We start from the raw sequence: 21,594 nt of genomic DNA on the forward strand, positions 1-21,594 counted from the left end.
GGACGCCCGAGAGTCAGGGCGAGTGAGACGCTTCTGCTGCTTCCGCCTCACCGACGATCTTGTCGAAGGCTTCCCGGCTGGTTGCCTTGTAGGTGTTCGACTGGGCCGCCAGATCGACGTCCAGGGTGAGAGTGCTTTTGCTGATCGAGCCGTGGACAGGCCTGTCCATCCCGTCCGGCTCCGCGTCGATGGAGACGTTGTTGCCGTCCTGCCGACCGTTGAAAGGGTGGGGAGTTCGCGTCATGTCCCCGCTGTCCGAGGAGGACACACTCGTCCACTTTCCCGAGAGGACCCCCTTGGAGTCGGTCTGCCACTCGAGCAGATCGAAGTAGTGCTCGCCCACGCTGTTGCGATAGAGGGCGTAGAAGAGGAAGTGCTTGCCGGCAGATGTACTCGTGTTGGCCGAGGATGCAGGCCGATTCTCGTCGGAGGAGTCTGTGCCGCTGTTCGAGCATGCAGACGTCAACAGCGTGAGTAACACGCTGAGACAAGCGGCAACAAGAACCCGGCCATAAGGGACTAAGGGGGCCTGTCGCCTTGGGCTCTCCGCCTCACCACTCATCAGTGTTCGTCTCCCGCCGTCCTGAGTTTCCAGCAAGGAAGCTAACAGCGGGATACCCCGCAGTGGGCGGAGTCCGCGGCACCAGGTCAGACAACCGGCTCAGCCCTGGGAACAGGCTCTGACGCGACCGGACCCGCCTGTCGGCGATGCCTGCCAGGCTGAACGGATGGACCGTGACGACGAGCAACTGCCACGCCGCCGGGTCTACGGCACCGGCCACGACCACCCAGCCCACGCCCGATCGGCGCTACGTCGAACTGGTCGGCGACCCGCTGCTCGACATCACCGGCCGTCACGCCGAACGAGGTCGATACCGGCGTCGCGCCGGCCACCGAGCTGGGGCAGATTGGCGCCGGAGGCCGGGCGATGAACGACCCGCACCCCGGTGACCCGGACCGCAGAGACTGGACCGGTGGCGCTCCGTGACCGTCCCGGGCCGACCCCCCCACCGGGCCTGCCCGGGGCATGCTGGGAGGCGTGAGCAGTGCACCGATCGTCGTGCACCGGCCCTCCCTCTCGGGCGGCCGGAGCGTCACCGTGCACAGCCACGGCCAGGACGAGATTCACGGCGGCGTGCACCGAGAGCAGCGGGGCCTCCGGCTGCAGCCCTGTGGGTGGGCAGGGCGGCTCGAGTTGGGCGGGTTCGGGGTAGTGCGGGGGCATTTGATGGCATAAGGGGTTGGAGGGCCTGATGCGGCACTAACCCGAGGCATTGTTCCCGCGCGGCTGTTGTCGAGACGTGACCGAAGGCTCTTGGCCGCTCGGAAGGCCTGTGCTCGACTGGCACGCATGCCTGATCAGCCCACGAAACGTGAGCGCGGTGCGGTCGGCCGTCCCTACACCGACGTCGTCGTGCTGGTGCTCGGTGTGCTTGCCGGGCTCCTGCCCACCGGGGCCACGCCGTCCGCGTTCGCCGCGTCCGACGCTACCCCCGAACTCGTCGCACCGCGGACCTATCATGTGAAGCCGCCCGGCGGCAGGAAGCGACCGGACCGCGACAAGAGGCTCCACATCAGTTACGACAGAGGCCGCGGCGGGAAGCAGGGGCCCCCGACGGGGCGCCTGACGATGGACGTCAGTCACGCGAAGGACGTACTGCGCCTGAAGAAGTTCGGCCACCGCTGCACCAGCACCGGTGGCCTGACCGTGGTGTGCAAAGTCGGGGCGCGCTACGACAGCTGGACGGACTGGGCCGGGGCGCTTCCCTACGCTGCCTCGGGTAGCGAACCCGGTGACACAGGGGAGCTGCGCATGCGGTATCAGGCCCCGGACGGCAGCGTGTCCACCGCGACGACGCGGGTGGTCGTCGGCGGACCGATCCTGGAGATCCGTCGGCCCGAAGTCATCGACGGTGTGCGACCCGGCGCTGACACGGAAATGGATCTGACCGTCCGCAACTCCGGCGAGACCCCGGCCCACGGGGTCGCCCTGCAGTTCACGGTCGACAGTGAGCTGCCGCTGAAGCAGAAGTTCGCCAACTGCCGTTACAGCGGCGGCGACTCACAGCAGACCGCTTACTGCACCTTCCCCGACCTGCGCCTGCGGCCTGGACAGACCGCAGTTTTCACCCCCGGCCTCCGGATGCGGGCCCCGAAGGTCCTCAACCACGCCGATCTGCACCAGTCCGCCTGGCCCGTGGACCTCGGCCCCTACGAGGACGTCCACGTGCCCACTGGCGGCAGGCTCGGCCACGGCCCGGAACTTGAGCCGCAATTGCGTTCGGGCGGCAAGGGGCAGTGGAGCGACGAGGCCGACGTGTGGACCGAGGTGCGCACAGACATCCCGGCCAACTACGCGGCCATCGGCGACCGGGTGCGGGGAGCCACAGGCGACGAGCGGGAGGTGAAAGTCGGCGCCCGCAACGACGGCCCCGGGGATCTCGGCGACGGCGGCACCTTCGACCTGGTCTTCACTCTGCCGAAGGGAGCCGAGGTACTGAAGGAGCCGATGGAGGAGATCGACGAAGAAGCCTACGAACCGGTGTGCCGCCGCGAGCAGGACACTTATACCTGCCCGCTGTCAGTGCATCAACCTGGCGAGGCCAAAACCCTCCCGTTCACACTCCGGCTCGGCACAGGCGCCGCCGGCACCGTGCGGCTCAAGGAACGCAGCCCCGGCGAACACCCCGAGGATCCCGACCGATCCGACAACACAGCACGGGTCACCGTGGACCCCGCTGCACACACGGCCTCCGCCTCGCACGGTCATCCTCTCGCCTGGGCCATCGGCTCCGGCGCGGCCGTCCTTGTGGCGGCCGGCGGAATGCTGCTGCTACGTCGAAAGCGCCGGAACCGCTGACAGCACCAGCTGCGCTGGCACAACCGACCAGGGGGCAGGCGAGGGGTCGGCCTGCGGCGACGGCACTGCGGGCTGATATTGGGTTGGCGGCTCTCGAGAGCCGACCTTGGTGCCGGGACCCGACGCAACGCCAGGACGCCACCGGCATGCCGACCGTCCGATCACACCAGCCACCGCGAGAACATCTTCAGGCTTGTCCGGGCGAGTTCCGCTCCGGCAGCCGACATCCAGGCCTCGCCAGCGGCGCCGAGGTGTGCCCGCACTTCCGACCCGGACACTGCGCTCGTCCTCGAACCTCCTGGACAGCCGCACAGGTGGGATATCTGGGGCTGGTGACTTGGAAGGTGCGCGACAGCCCAGTTCACTGGCCCGGCGGTCTGCTTCCGATCAGGACGGACCGCCGGGGAAGCGACACGAAGCTGGGTCTCCGATGTCCGACAAGCCGTGAGGCAACGGGAGAAGCAGCAGGTCACAAGGCAGCCTCTCGCTGTGCGTCCAGCCGGTCCCGTCCGGCTTTGTGGCTGCTGAGGCAACGCTCCTAGCTTGCGGCCGACCCCATGACACTGTCCCAGGCCGAACAGCTCCAGCTCAGGACCGTCCTGGCCCACTACCCCGAACTCGAGGCCCTGACCCGGCACCTCCGCCGCTCGTTCGCCGTCATGCTGGCCGAACGCCAGGGCGAGGGGCTCCCGGAATGGCTTGACGCGGTCCGGCGAGGTGTATCTGTCTCCAGCGCAGTAGCCGCTGCTCCTGGAATCCGTCGTTCGTGATGAAGGGCTGTCCCGCAGCCGTCTGTTCAGTCTCTGGCATGATCGACGTGTGACCAGTGATTCGGCGCAGTCCCGCCGTCCGAGGTATGTCCTGTTCGATGTCGACGGCACCTTGATGGACGCGGTGAGTAATCAGCGCCAGGTGTGGCGGACGTGGGCGAAGCGGAACGGGCTGGACGCAGACGAGGTCTACCAAGTAGCCCTGCGGACACGGCCGATGGAGACGTTCGCGCGGGTTGCTGGGGACCGTGATCCGCGTGAGTGCCTGGCCGCGCTCCATGAGCTGGAGGATGAGGACGTGCGGTCCGGCGTCTATGCGGCATTCGACGGTGCGGCGGAGCTGCTGCATGGTCTGCCGACAGGGTCCTGGGCGCTCGTGACCTCGAACTACGAGCACCGGGTACGCGGACGTTTCGAGCGGACGGGCTTGCCGTTGCCGGGCGTCATCGTGGACGCGGCTGCTGTTGAGGAGGGCAAGCCTTCTGCTGTTCCGTATCTGCGGGCCGCTGCGCGGCTGGGTGCCGAGCCGGGAGACTGCCTGGTCATCGAGGACGCACCGTCTGGAGTGGAGTCCGGCCTGCGGGCCGGGATGGAGGTGTGGGGCGTGAACGCCGCTGTCGCGGTGGAGGGCGTGCACCGCCACTTCGAAAGCCTGCGTGAGGCGGTTCCGCACATCCTTGGCTTCGCGTCCGGACCACACCGGAGCCCGGCAGCCTAAGAGGTCGCGCGGATAGGCGCGGTTGGGGACACCGGCAACAGAGCGGGCACAGATCCCGGTGATCATGGAGTTGCGACGCTCTGTGATCACTGGGGAGACCTGTGCCCGCGCTTCCACCATGGCTGACGAACCTCTCTGGGACCAATGCGCAGCCCTGCTGCCTGAGCGGCCGAAGTACCACCCGGACCATCCACTCGGCTGCCACCGCCGACGCATCAGCGACCGGATCATCTTCGACAAGATGCTGCAACTGCTGCGCTTCGGCTGTTCTTACGAGGCGATCGCCGACACAACCTGCTCGGCCACCACGATCCTCAGCCGCCGCGACGAGTGGATCCGACTGGGCGTTTTCGCCCTGCCCATACAGCTCGCGCTGGAGTCCTGCGGCCGAATCATCGGTCTCGTCCTCGACCAGATCGCCGTCGACGGAGCGATCACCAAGGCATCTGGAGGCGGGGAGGCCGCCGGACGCTCATCGGTCGACCGCGGCAAACAGGGACTGAAGCGCTCGGGCATGACGGATGGATACGGCATTCCGCTGGGCCGTGTCCTGGCCGGTGCCAACCGTCACGACTCTCCGCTGCTCGCCCCGACCCTGGACTGCCTGGACGACCTCGGGCCGTTGCCCGACGACATCACCGTGAACCTGGACGCCGGCTACGACTCGGACACCACCCGCGCCCTGCTCAACAAACGCAGCCTCCACGGCCGCATCGCGCACAAAGGCGAGAAGGCGCCCATCCAGGCCAGTCGGCGTTGGCACATCGAACGCACCACGCCTGGCAGAACGCCTTCCACCGGCTTGCCCGCTGCTCCGAGCGGCGCGCCACCGTGGTCGATGCGTTCTTCGGTCTCGCCGACACGATCATCACCGTGCGCGGCCTGATCCGGCGGTCCTGGACAACTCACCGCTGGGACCAACGCCCGGACCGCCGACGTGATCCTCCGGCCCCGCTCCGGTCACTTCGGCAGATCGGCGGAGAGGAAGGGAGCAAGGAGCGCGAACAACGCGTCGGGGCGGTCCAGGGGGATGATGTGGCCGCAGTCCTGAAGGTGGTATCCGACCAGGTCATCGGCGATGGGACGGAGTTGGCGTTCGAGCCCGCGGCCGACGGGGTGAGAGCCGACGGCCATGGTGGGCATGGTCAGCCGGGCCGTCGCGACTGCGTCCTGGATCTGCTGCGCGCTGGTGGGCAGGGCCCGGTAATAGGAGAACGCGCAGCGCAGAGCCTCACCCCCGGTGTACGCGTGGACGAAGGCCGCACGGATATCGTCGGGTACTCCTCGCCCGAGCGTCCCCGAGTCGAGGAACCAGTCGATGTACGGGGCCTCGTTGCCGGCCAGGACGGTCTCGGCGAGGCCGGGGACGGCGTGGAAGCCGAACCACCACGGGACACCGCCCGCGACGACGTCCTCTGCTCCGGGCAGGCGGCCGAGCAGTGCCTCCATCACGACCAGGCGCCGGACGAGGCCGGGCCGGCGCAGCGCGAGCAGGACGGCGGGGGCAGCGCCCGCGTCGATGCCGACCACCGCTGCCGAGGGCTCGCCGAGTACGTCGAGCAGCCCTTCGGCGTCGGCAGCGAGGGTGCCTGCGTCGTAACCCTCGACGGCGCGTGCACTGGCACCGAAGCCTCGAAGGTCCGGGGCGATGACCCGGTACTGCCCGGCCAGTCGGCCCATGATGCCGCTCCAGAGTTGCCAGGTGTGCGGGAAGCCGTGCAGCAGGAGAACCGCAGGTCCGTCCCCGGCGATTGCGACATTGAGTTGGACGTCGTGCGTCGCGATGCGGCGCAGGTGGTGTGCGGTGGTGACGGGCATGACGGCTCCTCCCTGATGGTTACCATTGGTGACCACAGAACGATAGGTAACTGACCGACCGCTTCCTAGACGGCACTTTCAGGGAAGGTGGTGAGCCACAGGTGACCACCCGAGGAGCCCGGGCCCCCGGTCACGGGGTACGCGGCGATCTGTTCGATCCCCATTGCCCGACGCGGCAGTTGCTGGACCGCATCGGTACGAAGTGGACGTCCATGGCCGTCAAGACGCTCGCCGATGCCGCACCGGACGAGGTGCGCTTCGCGGAGCTGAGACGCCGGATGCCCGGCGTGTCGCAGAAGATGCTGTCCGTGACGCTGCGAAGCCTGACCCGCGACGGGCTGGTGGCGCGCAGGGTCGAACCCACCGTGCCGCCGCGGGTCTTCTACCGACTCACCGGACTCGGGCTGTCCCTGGAAGCCGCGCTTGCGGGGCTGCGGACCTGGGCGGAGGAGCACATGGCCGAGATCGAGCGCGCCAACGAAGCTGCCGCCCAGGAGGCTGATGAGGGGTAGACAGGCCGATTTCGCGCTCAGTACCGGTGGCTGGGGTGCTCGATGCAGCCGGCACCGCCGCCCTGGCATTACGTCGCTTTGTCAGTCGACGCCAGAGGAGGACGTCGACGCGATGGTGTTGGGCACGTCGTTCCACTTCGACGGGCAGGGCACGGCGACGGCCGTGGACGCGATGAAGCGGTACTGCGGGCTGCTGGGCGAGCGGGAGATGGAAGGGGAATCGCCGGCGCAGCGGCTGGCGATGAAGGAACTGGTGAAGTGATCGTGCCCGAGGCCCCCAGTCTGATGTCGGAGTCGGGGGCCAGTTCGCGTCGAAGCCGGACGACTTCGACCAACTGCCGCACGGTCATGTCTCCTTGGCCTCCATGATGCCGAGACCGGAGACGGCCTGGCACACGACCTTGATGACCTGGAGTCGGTTGTCACCGGCCGACTCCAGGACAGCCTCACCGGCTCAGGCGGCGGGCTCGACCGCAAGCGGCAACTGCTGGAGTTCGAGGCGAGGGGGCGTCGGCCCGAACTCGAACTTTTTTGATGGACCAGGCATAGCGGCGCGCCCCCGAACACGTCCATGGAGGTGACAGACGACCGCGAGATGAAGTCGACCGATCACGGGGAACCATGAATGATGAGGAAGAGCGCCGCTTCCGCGAATTCGTCGCGGCGCGTTCGCCCGCGCTGATGCGCACGGCGACCCTCCTGACCGGCGGCGACACCCACGCCGCCGAGGACCTGCTGCAGACTGCGCTGGCGAAGGCGGTGGGCCGCTGGGGCAGGCTGGACAACCCCGAGGCATATCTGCGGCGGGTGCTCTACCGACAGCAGGTGAGTCTGTGGCGGCTCCTGAGCACGCGCCGCGAGACCACGGTCGCCGAACTCCCCGATGCTGCCGGGCGCGAGGACTCCACCGGCCCGGCCGAGCTGAGGATCCAGATGCGCCGGGCGCTGGCCCGGCTGACGGTACGTCAGCGCTCCATGCTCGTGCTGCGCTACTTCGAGGACTGCCCCGAAAGGGAGGTGGCCGAACTGCTCGGCTGCTCGGTGGGCACGGTCCGCAGCACGACGCACCGGGCGCTGGCCAAACTGCGCAAGCTCGTGCCGGAGCTGGACCCCGGCGCCGCGACTCGCGACCACGAATTCGGCAACTCACCCTCGGAGGTGTGGAAATGAACGCTGACCGGCTGCTGCGGGACACCCTGCGCGAATGGGCCGAGGAGACACCGCCCCCGCCTGGCCCGGACCTGGCGAGCCGGGCTTTGCTGCGGCGCCGTCGGCGCCGGGCGACCTCGCTGACGGTCGCGGCCGCTGCCTTCGCGTTGCTGGCGGGCGGAGTGGCGGTGCCCGTGCTGGCCCAGAGCGACCAGCCGGTCCACTCGGGGCCGGGGAGCCTGATCGACAACACGGTGTCCGCACACCCGCGCGAATCTCCGCCGCGCCATCTGATCGCCGCCGGGGACGTCGCGGTGTCCGCGTACCAGTCGGACTGGAAGACCCAGACGCAGGACGGGGTCGAGCGGACGACCTACACCTGGTATGTGTACGACCGCGGGACGAAGCGTTACGAGAAGACGCGTTGGGGCTGGCTGGATGTCGCCCCCGGTATGCGGCAGGCGGCCGTGCTGGAGAAGACACTGCCCGCGTCCCGGGTCGGGATCCTCGACCTGGACACCGGGAAGGTGACGAAGTGGATCCCGCTGGCGCGCAAGGCGGGCGGGGTGCAGTGGTCGCCGGACGGGAAGCGGCTGGTGGTGACCACGTACCGCGGATACCCGGATGTGGAGACCAGCGCCCGCGATCGGTTCACCCCCCATGCGAGGACCGGCTACTACCTGGTCGACGTCGACTCGGGTCGGAAGGAATACCGCCCGATGGGTGTCGACACCGGCGACAGCTCCGTCGGGGCCGGCCGTATCGACGTACGGTGGAGCCGGGACGGCACGCTGCTGGTGGTTCCGACACCGCCGGGCGGCGCCATGGAGACCTGGTACGACCTGGATGGGCAGGCGAGCGAGAAGGCTCCCTCGTACGAGGGCTCGGACGCGGCGCCCTCGGGCCTGTCACCGGACGGCCGCTACTACACGGTGGGCGACGGCTGGACGGCGACGGTGAAGGAGACACGGACTCACCGGACGGTCAGTGGGTCGAGCGGGAGCATGACACTCGCGTGGGCCGACAACGGGCGCCTGGTGCGTTGGGAGTGCCGGCCGGATCGGGGCTGCACGCGTGGCATGGGCGAGCGGCTGGTGCTGACCGATCCCGCGGGGCGTAGCAGGGTCCCGCTCACGGGCTACCGGTACGACGACAGCCCCCGGGAGTGGGAGCCGCTGATCACCCGACGCTGACCGGCGGCACGGTCCCCGGCCGCTCCGCGCGGACGGGCACCGTGCCGCCTCGGCTTCCGGTCCCTCGGCTTTGACGACTCTGCCCTGGTGCCCTGGTTGCCGGGGAATGATGACGGTCGGGGCTGTTGGCAGGCGGCATACGGGTGCTATTCGGGCAGCGGGGTTGTTGCTGCACGGCGTTGCTGCTCGAAGGGCCGTGCTGCCCGTGTCCCACTGCTCCAGGGCTCGGGGAGGCTCCTTCAGCACCACTCAGCTGCGGGACAGCCGCTATCTGGGTGGCGCCGCCAGAAGGGAGCGACCCCGTCTCCGCTCGCGCGCGGAGCGACTGACATAGTCGCTCGGGTCGTTTTCCCCAGCAGCTCGTACCACGTGTGATGCTGCATGGCCGAGCGCCTCGCAGCCCTCCGCTACCGGTTGAGTACCAATCCCACACAGCCCCCTTCACGCTTCCGCCAGGCCCAACGGTCACGGTCACCTCGTCACGTAGCACCAAGGGGGATCAGGGGAAGCCGAGGACCGCCTGGACCGGTCGTCACCGCAGAAGCGGGGCGGGATGTCGCGGTCAGCGGGTTCAGGATCCCGACCTCTCTGATGACGACTGGCAAGAAAAGACGCCCGTTGCCTCTGTGCTGGCGCGAGGGCGGGGGACTGGATCCAATCTCGGGCCGAAGCCGTGAATTCCCGCGGTGGCGAGCGTCATCGGCTGCGGAGACAGCCTCACGCCGACCGGACGGCCCGGGCAGTGGAGGGCCAGGGCCCGGCGCGGCAGCATCGCGTCTGCCGTACCGCACCGGGTCCGGGCCGGTGTTCCGCTCGGCGCAGGCTGTGTCAGGGCTCCTGCGCCGAGCGGAGGCACTCGGGATTCAGGGGGATGCCGGGGTGTGAGTGTTGCCGCGGGCTCGTACGGCGAGGAGAGCGAGTCCGCACGCCGCCCAGATCAGCAGCACGGTCAGGGGCCTGCCGGCGCCTGCCCCGTCGAAGAAGGTGACCGACCGTAGGAGGGTCGCGCCCGCGCCAGGGGGAAGCAGCTGGCCCAGGTCCCCCCAGGGGGTCGGCAGCATTTCCGGGGCCGCCGTGACGCCGGAGAACGGGTTGCCTATCAGCAGCATGGTGAGAGCCCCCAGCGCCATCCCGGCGTGACCCAGTGCATTGCCCAGGCCCGCCACGGTCGCGGAGATCGCCAGGATCATCAGGGCCACCACGGATGCTTCCCCGAGGTAGGACCCGTTGAGGGCGCCGATCCAGCCGTGGGCCAGAGCGGTGGTGGCAAGGCCGGCCACGGCGGCGAAGGCCAGCGCGGCGACGGCGCGGCTGCGGCGCTGCCGCAGTTTCAGGGTGAACAGAATGCCGCCGAGCAGACTGGTCAGGACCACCGGCAGGACGCTCGAGGCGAACGCGGCACCGTGCGGGTCCTTGGTCGGGGCGGGCTGCACGTCCTCGACCGGAACGCTGTTGCCGCTCTTCTCGCCGAGATCGGCGGCGACATCACGGAACGCCGAGCTGATGGCGGCGCTGGCCGCCGAGGCCACGAGCACCTTCATCTGCCCCTTCCCGCCGACGACCACGGCGGCGTAGGCCTCACGGTCGAGCAGGGCCGCACGAGCCTTCGCCTCGTCCTTGCGGTGGGCGATGTCGAATCCGCCCGGCTTGGACTGTTCGATGTGCCTCTGCAGTGCCGCGGCGGCCGGACCGTCACCGGCCACGACGACGGGTACCCCGTTGGGGCCCATACGGGCCGCGGGCCAGGCGAACGCGATGAGCACCAGCAGCTGCACCCCAGCCAGAACGACAGCCAGAACGATGGGCAGCGGCGCCTTCCCGGGGCGAGGAGCGGAGCCCGCCCCGGCCGCAGAGACGTCCGTGGTGGCCTCGCCCTCGGTGGCCAGCCCACCTGTCATTGCCGGATTCATGGATCCTCCAGGAAACGATCTGGGCGGCCACGGGGCCAGCCCGTGAAGGATGCCCGGGCCTCCAGCCCGGGACCATCCTGCGTCGGCACAAGCGCATCTCCACGCGGCAGCGTGTAGTGCTGTGCGTCATGACGAGGAAAGGCTAAGAGCGCGATTTCCGCCGCCTTGAGTAATCGCTACCGCAATGCCTGAGGGCGCCGGAATCCCCGAAACGGCACATGCTCTGGAGAGGGGGCACATGCGGCGGACTGCCGAGCCGAGTGCACAGCGGCCCACCCCCGGCGCCTACCGGTGTGCTCATCGCCGGTGATGCCGCCGACGCCGAACCCGCGCAGGCTGAGCCGTTGTCCGAACACGGCCGCAGGAGGCTCTTGCTTCCCACTCGCGCGTTCCCCCCCGCCCGGGCCGACAGCCCGCGACTCGCCGACCCCCAAACTTTGGGCTGCTTCCCCAACGCGGGTGATCGTCACGCGCCGGTAGACCTGAAGCAGAGCAGCCGGGCGGGTCCGCCCCTGCCCTGCACCGCAACGCTGAAGCCCACCAGTATGCCCGCGGAGAAGTCGCCCTGGGCCCGCACCCGGGGTGCACCCCACATGCTCAGCCGCGCCCTGCGGGCCGCTGCCTGCATTACGCCAGGACCCGAGGGAGTCCGCCTGCTCGAAGAAGCCGTGGCCGCAGCTCAGGAGCCAGTCGGCAGACTGGAGCACGCCAAAGCGCTGACCGAGCTCGGCAGCATCCTGCGCGACACCGATCGCGTCGGCGCCCGCCCCCGACTCGCCACTGGTCAGGTCGGCTTGCCGTTATCCCGGCGGGCCTTGCGGTTGGCGGTCAGGAAGCGTGCGACCCCGGCGCCGTAGGCGCCAGTGCCTCCCAGCCCCACGGGAGCAGTTCGCCATGCGAGTACAGCCAGTCCAGCAGATGCTGGTAGCCGTCCGGGGTAGTGGGGAATGCCTCAGTGGCCAGGTGCCGGCCTATCGTGTCGATCACCGCGGCCTGGTGGACATCGGTGTGAGTATCGATGCCGCCGATGACCGCTGTCTCGTCTGCTGCCATGCTCGTGGTAGGTGTCCTTCCAACTGAAGCGTGTGGGAAGACACGTGCCGCTCGGGCAGACGGACAAGACGGTGATGGGACCGAAGCGCCAGTCACTCCTGGGGTCGACCGCCGAGCGGATCCACAGCAAGCATCACTGTCAGTCCTGGGCCGGCATCACCCGGGTCACCTTGCCCTTCAGGTTGGCTTCCAGATAGCCGGTGACGTGGTCGTCGGCAAGATAGACGGCCAGCCCCAGCGGGGTGCCGAACGTGTCGTCGGCGGCGCGGACCAGGACGTAACGCATGGTCGGGTGCTTGACGTTCAGGTCCTTCTCCGCCCGCTTCAGCAGGGCAGGAAGGACGTCCCAGTCGAAGTCGTCCAGGCTGAACGGGCGGTCGCCGCCGATGATCGAGCTGCTGATGATGCCCTTTTCGACGCCCTGGCCCGGGCGGTAGGAGTAGCTGTCGTACTTGGTGTCGCTGCCCTTGACCATGATCTCCGTGGACACGTGGTCCGGATAGACGGTGAAGTCGCACGCCCGGTCCGTGCGGGTCGCGGCCTTGATCTCCTTCACCGCCGTCCGGATGCCGTCCGGGGTCAGCAGATCGGTCTTCGCGTCGGCCCGGGGCGTCGACACCGAACGGGATGCTTTGGGTGATGCGGGAGTCGGGTCATTCGTCTTGGCCGGGGATGAGGCGGCTGGATTGGCTGCCGCTCCGCGGTCCTTGTCGCCTCCGTCCGGCAGCAGGGTCCACACCAGGACTCCTGCCAGCACGGTCGCCACGGCGGACGAGGCGATCGCGACCCGGCTCTTCGCATGGCCGCCCGGTCGCGAGGGCGTCGGCCGCTTGGAGCCCACCGAGTAGGGAGTCGGCGACTCGACTGGAGCGGGCACGGCGTCGTGCGGAGCCGACGGTCCGGAGTCGATCGGCGGCCTGAAGCCCGACGGGGGTCCGAATCCGGCCGGTGCAACCGGTGTGGAGGGTGTGGTCGTCGGCCCCGTCGGAGGCGTCAGCCGGTACGAGGTGGTCCCGCCGGCGCCGCGCGCTCCTTCAGTGCTCGGAGCAGCCGTGTCCTGGCCCTCGGCCGCTTCTGCGAGCATGCGGTCAGCGGTCTCCGTGTCCGCCCGGCCGAGTGGATCCTTGACGAGCACGGCGTTCAGGAAGCCGGTCAGCGGTCCGGACCGGAGGGGCGGCGGAAGCTCCTCGCTCAGGAGGGCCGCCAGCGTTGCGAGAGTGGTTCCCCGGCGCAGCGGGTGGTGCCCCTCGACAGCGACGTACAGCATCATCGCCAGCGACCACAGGTCGGAGCCCGGGCCGCCCTCGTGGCCGGAGATACGCTCGGGTGCCATGTAGTCGGGCGTGCCGATGATGGCCCCGGTCGCGGTCAGGGCGGTCGACTCCCTGATGGCTGCGATGCCGAAGTCGGTGAGGACGGGACGTCCGTCGGGTCTCATCAGGACGTTGGCGGGCTTCACGTCGCGGTGCTGGATGCCGACGTCGTGTGCGGCGCGCAACGCGGCCAGCAGCTCGCGGCCGAGCCGGGCGGCCTCGAGGGGCGCCAACGGCCCCTTCCCGAGGCGTTCGTGGAGCGATCCGCCGGTCACCAACTCCATGACGAGCCACGGGTAGGTGTGCTCCCCGCCGTCCACCACGTGGTGGATGGTCACCACGTTGGGGTGGTCGACTCGGGCGAGCGCCCGTGCCTCGCGCAGTACCCGGGCCCGGAGCATGGCCGCGCCCTGCGGGTCGTACTCGGCAAGACCCGGATCGGGCGGCCGTACTTCCTTGAGTGCCACGGCCCGGTCCAGGACCAGATCGCGTGCCCGCCACACCAGGCCCATGCCGCCGCCACCGAGCCGCGCCTCCAACTCGAAGCGCCCATCTATGACCCGTCTGCCGGATTGACCATCGCTCATGGCTGGGAGACTACGAGATGCCGGTGACACTGCCCCACGCAGGTGGCTCCAACGCCTCCGACCGGGGCGTTCTACACCGGCGTGCGTGGGCCGGTGTGGAGGAGCTCGATGAAGGCGCCGGTCGTTCATCCAGAGGCTGTCCTGGCGCAATGCGCGCTACGCCTCGCGATCGGCGGGGTACTGCAGTCCGTCGAGCGCCCTGTGAAGCGGTCCGGACGAAGGAAGACCGTCCGCGGCCCGGTCCCCGCCGAGCAGCGATGCGGCCGGGGCGGCTGAGGGGACTTCGATCTGGTACCGGAGCGCGGGCCGTCGGCGCCTTCCAGCCGGGCACCGGCCAACTGGGGACTGGACGAGGAGCAGGTCTACAGCATGCTGCTGGTGATCTACGAACCACGGCGGTCCGGGGGTGCAACAGCTACATGCCCGTCAGTGGGACTCAGGGCCCGCTGGGCGGGCACAGCCGGGGGTGTGCATCCCGCGCGGCGGTAGGGGACTGGTCGGCGCGAGCAGACACGAGAAGAGGCCGGTAGGGTCAGCCGCCTGACGAAGCGTTTGGGCCAGCTCAGGGGAGAAGCGGAACGTGGAGGGGACACGGGGGCCAAGGCCAGGGCACGACCCGCGGCAGCACTACGGCACGGCGGCTGTTCCGCCGCCGCGGCCGGTAGGGTATCCGACGGCCGCTGCGACCGGTTCGAGGCCCAGATCGAGTTCCTGGCTGTGGGCGAAGACCTTCGAATGAGAGGCGTGCCCGACCGCACCGTGGCCGACATCGAGGTGCAAACGAACTGGTCGCCGCACGTCAGTAGCCCAGCCCGGAGCCAGATCGCTTGAGGCGGAACGCAGGCGGCTCGGGTGCCGCGAGCTGCCCGGCTGCCTCGAAAATCGAACATACTATCCAATATGGTCGTGACCGAGCGCGATCTCCTGTGACTGAGCGCTTCAGTTGCTCTGAGCCTTGTACTCGGCCGGCTGAGCGTGACGGTTGACCTGGGCCGTTCGCGGGTGGGGCTGAGCTGGGTCTTTGGCGGGACCCAAACCGCCGTCCCCAGTCCACGGCGCGGCCGATGAGTTTGTGTCTCGCGGCCGGTCCAAGCTCGTGACACCTCAGGAGGGAACCGCCATGTCAGAGCTTCTCGTCGACTTCATCACCTCCCTCGACGGCCATGCATCGGGAGAGGGATGGCCCGGGTTCTGGGGCCTCGAGGGTCCGGAGTACCTCGCGTGGCTCGGCGAGCAGCCCGAGGCCACCTATCTGATGGGAGCAAACACCTACCGCCTGATGTCGGGCTTCGCCGCAGGCGAGGTCCCGAATGGTCAAGACGAGTTCAGGCCCGAAGAAGAGGCGTCCATCGACGAGCTCACGCAAGCGTCCAAGGTGGTGTTCTCCTCCTCACTCGAGGAGCCACTGACGTGGGGCAACTCCACGCTCGTCCGCGACGACGCCGTCGAGGCGGTCCGCGCCATGAAATCGAGTGGCTCGGGGCTCCTCAGCACGATCGGCAGCCTCAGCCTGTGCCGGTCCCTGCTGCGAGCCGGACTCGTCGACCGCTTCCGGGTCGTGATGTTCCCGGTGATCACCGGGTCCACGGGTGAAGAACGCATCTACGACGGCTATCCGGACGTTGCCCTCGAGATGATCGAGCACCGCACCTTCGACGGCCGCATCCAGCTGGTCGAGTACAAGCCCCGCGTGCTCGAGCACCCGCCGCTCGGTGTCCCCACATGACGTCGCCCCGTCCGCCGGTCTGGACGACCGCCAGGCCGGCGGACGGCGGGCGCGGAGCAAGACCTAACCGTAGTCCCTGCAAGGATCCAACTTCCGGATACGGATGCGTCGCTGGACGCTTTTCAGAGTAGAGCCTCGCGAGCTGGGCGCTCCACATGGCCGATGGGGCAAACTGAAGCGCTCAGTCTCATTCCCCCTCCGATCTCCTGACAGCGCAGATCGCCTGGTAGCGCGTATACCGGGCACTCGCACACAAGAGCCCACCGTGGGTGCCACGGTGTACCGCAGGCGTCTGCAGGAGCTGTCCGCCCGGATCGCCGGTCATCCGTTCTGGGACTGCCCATCCGGCACACCCGCCGCACCGATGGCGCTCAAAGAGCACGCACGGCGGCAGGCGGAACAGTGACCCTCACCAACCGTCAGGAAGCATTCGCCCGCGCCGCCCGCAACTGGATCGCCGAACACGGCGAAGCACCATCGCTGCGCGACCTCGCCGCCGTGGGACTCTCGTCGGCGGCTTTGGCTCACCTCGTACGACCTTTTGTTGATGCGGGGCGGCTGAAGCTCCGGAGCGGCGTCCGGCGAAACCTTCTTGGGGACGGCACTGCTCATTCCTTGGATGTAGCGGGCGGTTGGTCTTCGGAGACGATGTCCGGTCGCGCTGGTCCCCCGAGGATTGCTGAGGAAACGGCGGGAGCATCCCGGCATCCGGCTCGATGGGAGTGGATCATGGCAGAGGTGACGCGGCGAGGTGTCCTGGCCGGCGCTGCAGTGCTCGGGGGAGCGGCGGCCACCGGGGTGGTGGCACAAGGTGTGACGGCGCATGAGGCGGTGGCGTCACCGGTGGGTGGCGGTGAGGTGCCGGTGGGCTCGATCATGGTCGCGCCCGGCGATCCGCGTTACCGGTCCCTGACGCACCGCGGTTGGAACGCGCGTTTCGTCGGCCGGCCGGACTACATACGCGTGGCCGGCTCCACCGAAGAGGTCGTGAGCGCGGTACGGCAGGCGGTACGGGAGGGTAAGCGCATAGCCGTGCGTAGTGGCGGACACTGCTTCGAGGGCTTCGTCGACGACCCGGCGGTGAAGGTCGTCATCGACTTGTCTCCGATGGCGTCCGTCTCCTACGACGCCCGCCGCGGGGCGTTCGCGGTCCAGCCGGGCGCTCTGCTGGGGGAGGTGTACCGCAAGCTCTTCCTGGGTTGGGGCGTGACCATCCCGGCGGGTGCGACCGCCGAGGTCGGGGTGGGAGGACACGTCCTGGGTGGCGGATACGGAACACTGTCGCGCCGGCACGGTTTGTCCGTTGACCACTTGTACGCCGTGGAGGTCGTCGTGGTGGAGGCGTCCGGCGAGGTGCGCAGTGTGGTGGCCACGCGCGAGCCCTCCGACCCTCACCACGATCTGTGGTGGGCACACACCGGTGGAGGCGGTGGGAACTTCGGCATCGTCACGTGTTACTGGTTCCGCGACCCGGCGGCGAAGGGCGAGGACCCCACGCGGTTGCTGCCCCGCCCGCCGGAGTCCGTGACCTCCTTCTATGCCTCGTGGCGCTGGAAGAACCTGGACCAGCGCTCCTTCGCCCGGCTGGTGCGCAACCACGGAAGCTGGCACGAGCGCAACAGCGGGCCGGACTCGCCCTACGCCGGCCTGTTCAGCATTCTCATGCTCAGATCCCGCAAGGCGGACAGCGTCACCCTGGCCGGTCAGCTGGATTCCAGTGGCCGAGGCGCGGAGCGGCTGATCGACGACTACGTGGCCGCGGTGGGGCGCGGAGTGACGGTGGAGCCGGTGCGCGGGCACGAGAGCCAACCGTGGCTACAGGCCGCCGGAGCCGTACAGGAGAGTGCCGCCGCACCGTTCAAGGCCAAGGCGGCCTATCTGCGTCACCGCTTCACGGATCGTCAGATCGATGTCGTGCACGACAGGTTGGAGAGGGGGGTCAGCTTTGACGGGGCGCTGTGGCTGGTCTCCTACGGCGGCAAGGTCAACACCGTCCCCGCGGAGGCGACCGCCGTCGCACAGCGGGACTCGATCCTCAAGGCGATCTATCTGGTCGAATGGGAAGCCCAGCAGGACGTCGACCCCCGGCTTGAGTGGGTCCGCGACTTCTACCGGGCCGTGTACGCCGATAGCGGTGGTGTGCCCGCACCCGGTGGGGCGAACGACGGCGCTTTCATCAATTACCCGGACACCGACCTCGCCGATACCGACCTGAACACCTCCGGCACCGCGTGGCACACCCTCTACTACAAGGGGAACTACCCCCGGTTGCAGCGGATCAAGGCCCGCTGGGATCCCCGCGACGAGTTCCGGCACACCTTGGCCGTCCGTCCGCCGAGGTGACCCTGGCACACCCGGGCAGCCTCCTGACGAAATCCTGCTCCACATCACCGCCTGGACGCAGAGCGCCGTCGACACCGGCGTCGTGCTCTTGCTGGGGTAGTTCGGCCTCGGCGACCCGGGCGAAGTGGGGCTGCCCACCGGCGACCTGACCACATTGGCTGGGTCGGCAATATTGAGTGTCCTGCCGATCCCTGGCGTTGTCAGTGCGGGGTGTGATGATGCAGATGTGAGCCGGAAGGCGCCCTGACCGGCCCGGACAAGGAACATGCCGAGACCTCGGTGCTCGCCCCGCACCTGCTCCAGTCCGCGCTCGCGCACGTGAACACCCTGCTCGTGCAGCAGGTCCTGGACGCGGCACTTTGAGCCGATGGGTCCTATCGCGGTGGCGGGGGGGGCTACGGCGCCCTGGCGGGACGTCCTGAGGACGTCCAGTACCTATTGTGGGGCATCCGTGAACCATTCGCGTTCGGGATCCCCTTTCCGCATAACAAATATGACAAACCAACAATCATTCAGCAGGCGAACCGTGGACCAATCTCGGCTACCCAACGCCTCTGCGTGACGAGCGCGTCCCAGGCGTGACACACCACGGCCTAAACGCACCCGACGGGACCGGATCCGGTCATCACGCAACTGTCGCACATTCTTCCGACCGCCATTCTCTGGGTGCTCGGGGACCATCGGGTATCCCGATGGATTCCAGGGGTTCTGCTGGTGACGGCGAGACTCCACCGGATAAGATATCGCGCGCTGCTCGCGATGGCGGTCGGTGAGGTCGGTGGTGGGGGCATGCCGTGGTTGAGCTGCAAAAAGACACCATCCGGGGCGGTCCTGCTCGAGGCCCTGAACGCGCGTTCGCTTTTCCTGGCCCACGGCGGTTATGGCCCATCCGCAATACCCGCAAACGATCATCACCATGTGGTCCGCGCAACAGCGGTGGGCCCTTTTTCTTTTCCGTGGCGTTCGCGGGCGGCATCCGTGTCCGGGGCCACGAAGTGGACGTGCGGCGAGAAGCGGGGGCTTCGGTTTCACGACAAGAGAAGTGTGGAGTGTGATGCCATGAACCGAGTCGGCAGAGACTCACGCCGGTCGGCCCGCAGGCTTGCAGGGCCGCTGGCGCGCATAGGGTTATCTGTTCTCTTGGTGGCAGGCGGCGCCGTGGGAGCGACGGCTGGACCGGCCGCCGCTTCGACCGCCGATGGCACGCTGACGGTCGAGGTGCTGCGCGACTTCTTCGGCACCGGCGTGATCAACACGACGATGGACGTGCCCCAGCGGGGTATGAAGGTGGAGATCTCCGACCCCGCTGGGCACGTGGTCACCGGCGTCACCGATGCCACCGGAAAGGTCGTGGTGTCGCAGTCGACGGTGCTGAAGGGCGGCCAATACCGTGTCGACGTCAGCATCCCGGCCCCGTACAGCGACTATCTGCGGGCGGCGCCCGCGTCGACGGCGGAGAACCACTTCAACAGCTTCACGTCGTTCGTGGAGGTGTCGGACGGAAAGAACGCCTCAGTGGTGACGGGGGTGTGGGATCCGGCCGACTACGCGCTGCCGGACTCGCGGTACTTCGTACCGGTCCACAACGGCGCCAACGGGACGGACACCCGGGCGTTGGTGGCGTTCGGGACGAAGACCCGGGGCACGTGTCCCACCGATGTGGCGTGCCCCGACACGCTGGCCACGCAGGACCAGGTGGGCACGACGTTCGGGCTGGCGTACGACAAGGACCGGACCCGGCTGTTCCAGAGCGCGTTCGCCCGCCGGTACGCCCCGTACGGGCCGCAGGGCGCCGGCGCGATCTACACGGTGCCGGTCAACGGCTCGGGTGCGCCGGAGCTGTTCGCGCGGGTGCCGGACGCCGCGGTGACGCAGCACGACACCGCCAACATGATCAAGGATCCCGGGTTCACCGACGCGCCGGGCAAGGAGAGCATCGGTGGCCTGGCCCTGTCGGAGGACGGCTCCACGCTGTACGCGGTGAACCTGCGGACCCGCAGCTTGGTGAGCTTCGACGCGACAGGGAACACCGCCTCGGAGCCCGAGGCGACGGTCCCGATCCCGGACCCGGGGTGCGCGAGCCCCGACGACTGGCGGCCGTTCGGTCTCCAGGTCCATAACAACACGCTGTACGTGGGCGGCGTGTGTAGCGCGGAGAGCACGCAGCGGCGCGCGGACCTGAAAGCCTTCGTCTCCACCTACGACGGCAAACGGTTCACCACGGTGCTGAGCCACCCGCTCACGGAGACACGCGGCAGCGTCTTCGGTTCGGGCGACAAGGCCACCCACTGGAACCCGTGGAACACCAGTCTGGACACGTGGGACGACCGGAAGGCGGGCGGGGTCTTCATCGATCCTCAGCCGGAGTTGTCCTCCCTCGCCTTCGGCCGCGACGGCTCGATGATCCTGGGTTTCCGCGACCGGTTCATGGACGTGCTCAGCTGGGGAGGGCTGGACCCCCGCCCGGGGAACGACACGGCGGAAAACGCCATGTCCGGTGGTGACATCACCATGGTCTGCGCCACTCCCACCGGTGAATACGAGTGGGAAGGCACCGGGAGCTGCCCCAACCACGCCACCCCCGCCAACAGTGGCGGCCAGCCCGCCGATGTCGTCGAATACTTCCCGGGCGACTCTTACGCCAACGCACACCAGGAGACCGCGCTGGGATCGGTGGCCTATATCCCGCAGCAGCAGTGGGTCGCCAGCACGGAGTTCGACCCGGTCGTCGACGTCGCGACCTCAGGGACCGGGTACCACGACATCACGACCGGTCAGGGCCCGGGCAACAACCCGAAGGCCAACGGGTTCCAGTTCGTCAGCCGGGAACAAGGCGGGTTCGGCAAGGCCGGCGGGCTCGGTGACATCGCGTACGCGGCGGCGAACGCGCCGGTCCAGATCGGCAACGTCGTGTGGTTCGACGGTGACCACAACGGGATCCAGGACCCGGGGCACGTGCTGCTGCCGGGGGCGACGATCAACCTGTTGGACGCGGACGGCAAACAGGTCGCCACGACCAGGACCAATGCCGACGGCGAGTACTACTTCGGTGGTGTCGGTGCCGAGTACGAACTCACTCCGGGCGCGAAGTACACGGTGCAGTTCGACGTGTGCACCGCGGACACCAGCAAGGTGCCCGAGCAGCCTGCGGCGAGCGAGTTGCGGTTCACGCTCCCGCGAGCCGGTGGCAACCGTGCGCATGACTCCAATGTGACCCCGCCGACCACCGGGCGGTTGTGCGACGGCTCCGCGCCTGTCACGGCGCCGGACAAGCCGGGCGGGGTCGATCACACGATCGACGCCGGGGTGTACATCCCGAAGGCAACGCCGACCCCGACGCCGACCCCGACCGATACCGCGACCCCGACCCCGACCGATACCGCGAACCCGACCCCGACTTCACCACCGACCCAGGCCCCGACCTCACCACCGGTCCCGACCTCGCCGGCGTCAGGCGCGCCGCCTGCCAACCCGGCCCCGGCCGGGGGGAGCAAGGGTTCGCTGGCGAACACCGGTACGTCCGGGCTGCCACAGGTGATCGCCCTCGTCGGTCTGCTGGTGGGTGCGGGTCTGGCCATCGCGTTCGTGAGCCGGAAACGTCGCGCCCAGAAACACTGAACGAAGCGAACAACAGTGATCTGC

At 68.7% G+C, this 21,594-nt stretch carries 17 protein-coding genes and 1 pseudogene; 12 read left to right on the forward strand and 6 right to left on the reverse strand.

Features of this window, described 5'->3' with window-relative positions; genetic code table 11:
* Positions 1-13: 13 nt before the first annotated feature.
* A complete protein-coding gene (locus NMK44_RS25940) occupies positions 14-343 on the reverse strand; it encodes a hypothetical protein (RefSeq protein WP_254747218.1) in 330 nt (109 codons plus the stop codon).
* Positions 344-1,351: 1,008 nt separating this feature from the next.
* Here NMK44_RS25940 and NMK44_RS25950 point away from each other — a divergent pair.
* From NMK44_RS25950 to NMK44_RS25965, 4 genes and pseudogenes are all read left to right on the forward strand, one after another.
* Positions 1,352-2,860 carry a hypothetical protein gene (locus NMK44_RS25950; protein WP_254747220.1) on the forward strand — a complete coding sequence of 503 codons (1,509 nt, stop codon included), beginning with the start codon at positions 1,352-1,354 and terminating at the stop codon, positions 2,858-2,860.
* 557 nt (positions 2,861-3,417) lie between these two features.
* On the forward strand, positions 3,418-3,630 hold the full coding sequence (locus NMK44_RS25955) for a hypothetical protein (protein ID WP_254747222.1): 213 nt from the start codon (positions 3,418-3,420) through the stop codon (positions 3,628-3,630).
* Between the two features lie 49 nt (positions 3,631-3,679).
* A complete protein-coding gene (locus tag NMK44_RS25960) occupies positions 3,680-4,348 on the forward strand; it encodes an HAD family hydrolase (protein WP_254747224.1) in 669 nt (222 codons plus the stop codon).
* A 101-nt stretch (positions 4,349-4,449) separates the two neighbouring features.
* Positions 4,450-5,284 (forward strand): annotated as a pseudogene (locus tag NMK44_RS25965) (IS5 family transposase); the annotation flags it as partial.
* Positions 5,285-5,308: 24 nt separating this feature from the next.
* Here the strand turns inward: NMK44_RS25965 and NMK44_RS25970 are convergent.
* Complete coding sequence (locus NMK44_RS25970) at positions 5,309-6,166, reverse strand: alpha/beta hydrolase (RefSeq protein WP_254747297.1); 858 nt, start codon at positions 6,164-6,166, stop codon at positions 5,309-5,311.
* Positions 6,167-6,267: 101 nt separating this feature from the next.
* Here NMK44_RS25970 and NMK44_RS25975 point away from each other — a divergent pair, with 101 nt between their 5' ends.
* Both NMK44_RS25975 and NMK44_RS25980 read left to right on the forward strand, forming a co-directional pair.
* A complete protein-coding gene (locus NMK44_RS25975; RefSeq protein ID WP_254747226.1) occupies positions 6,268-6,678 on the forward strand; it encodes a winged helix-turn-helix transcriptional regulator in 411 nt (136 codons plus the stop codon).
* Between the two features lie 112 nt (positions 6,679-6,790).
* The gene (locus NMK44_RS25980; protein ID WP_254747228.1) at positions 6,791-6,940 is read left to right on the forward strand and encodes a hypothetical protein; all 150 of its coding nucleotides are present in this window, start codon (positions 6,791-6,793) and stop codon (positions 6,938-6,940) included.
* 84 nt (positions 6,941-7,024) lie between these two features.
* Here NMK44_RS25980 and NMK44_RS42140 read toward each other — a convergent pair whose 3' ends face one another.
* Entirely contained in the window at positions 7,025-7,117 is a 93-nt protein-coding gene (locus tag NMK44_RS42140; RefSeq protein ID WP_302888648.1) for a ribosomal protein L7/L12, read from the reverse strand.
* 182 nt (positions 7,118-7,299) lie between these two features.
* Between NMK44_RS42140 and NMK44_RS25985 the strand changes: the two genes are divergently transcribed.
* Both NMK44_RS25985 and NMK44_RS25990 read left to right on the forward strand, forming a co-directional pair.
* Complete coding sequence (locus NMK44_RS25985; RefSeq protein ID WP_254747230.1) at positions 7,300-7,848, forward strand: SigE family RNA polymerase sigma factor; 549 nt, start codon at positions 7,300-7,302, stop codon at positions 7,846-7,848.
* Positions 7,845-9,020, forward strand: coding sequence for a TolB-like translocation protein (locus NMK44_RS25990; RefSeq protein ID WP_254747232.1), 1,176 nt, complete (start codon positions 7,845-7,847; stop codon positions 9,018-9,020). The genes NMK44_RS25985 and NMK44_RS25990 overlap by 4 nt, the downstream gene beginning before the upstream one ends.
* An 863-nt stretch (positions 9,021-9,883) precedes the next feature.
* Here NMK44_RS25990 and NMK44_RS25995 read toward each other — a convergent pair.
* From NMK44_RS25995 to NMK44_RS26005, 3 genes are all read right to left on the reverse strand, one after another.
* Positions 9,884-10,918, reverse strand: coding sequence for an ABC transporter permease (locus NMK44_RS25995; RefSeq protein WP_254747234.1), 1,035 nt, complete (start codon positions 10,916-10,918; stop codon positions 9,884-9,886).
* An 840-nt stretch (positions 10,919-11,758) separates the two neighbouring features.
* Positions 11,759-11,983, reverse strand: a complete 225-nt coding sequence (locus NMK44_RS26000; protein WP_254747235.1) for a hypothetical protein — start codon at positions 11,981-11,983, stop codon at positions 11,759-11,761.
* Between the two features lie 139 nt (positions 11,984-12,122).
* A complete protein-coding gene (locus tag NMK44_RS26005) occupies positions 12,123-13,883 on the reverse strand; it encodes a serine/threonine-protein kinase (protein WP_254747237.1) in 1,761 nt (586 codons plus the stop codon).
* A gap of 1,120 nt (positions 13,884-15,003) precedes the next feature.
* Between NMK44_RS26005 and NMK44_RS26010 the strand changes: the two genes are divergently transcribed.
* The 4 genes from NMK44_RS26010 (at position 15,004) to NMK44_RS26025 (ending at position 21,570) form a co-directional block, all read left to right on the forward strand.
* A complete protein-coding gene (locus tag NMK44_RS26010) occupies positions 15,004-15,609 on the forward strand; it encodes a dihydrofolate reductase family protein (protein ID WP_254747239.1) in 606 nt (201 codons plus the stop codon).
* Positions 15,610-15,874: 265 nt separating this feature from the next.
* The gene (locus NMK44_RS26015) at positions 15,875-16,015 is read left to right on the forward strand and encodes a DUF8825 domain-containing protein (protein ID WP_308358554.1); all 141 of its coding nucleotides are present in this window, start codon (positions 15,875-15,877) and stop codon (positions 16,013-16,015) included.
* Positions 16,016-16,338: 323 nt separating this feature from the next.
* Complete coding sequence (locus NMK44_RS26020) at positions 16,339-17,952, forward strand: FAD-binding oxidoreductase (RefSeq protein WP_254747241.1); 1,614 nt, start codon at positions 16,339-16,341, stop codon at positions 17,950-17,952.
* Positions 17,953-19,011: 1,059 nt separating this feature from the next.
* The gene (locus NMK44_RS26025; protein WP_254747243.1) at positions 19,012-21,570 is read left to right on the forward strand and encodes an SdrD B-like domain-containing protein; all 2,559 of its coding nucleotides are present in this window, start codon (positions 19,012-19,014) and stop codon (positions 21,568-21,570) included.
* Positions 21,571-21,594 lie beyond the last annotated feature (24 nt).

The organism is Streptomyces cucumeris, from assembly GCF_024295805.1.
In the GTDB taxonomy this organism is placed as follows: domain Bacteria; phylum Actinomycetota; class Actinomycetes; order Streptomycetales; family Streptomycetaceae; genus Streptomyces; species Streptomyces cucumeris.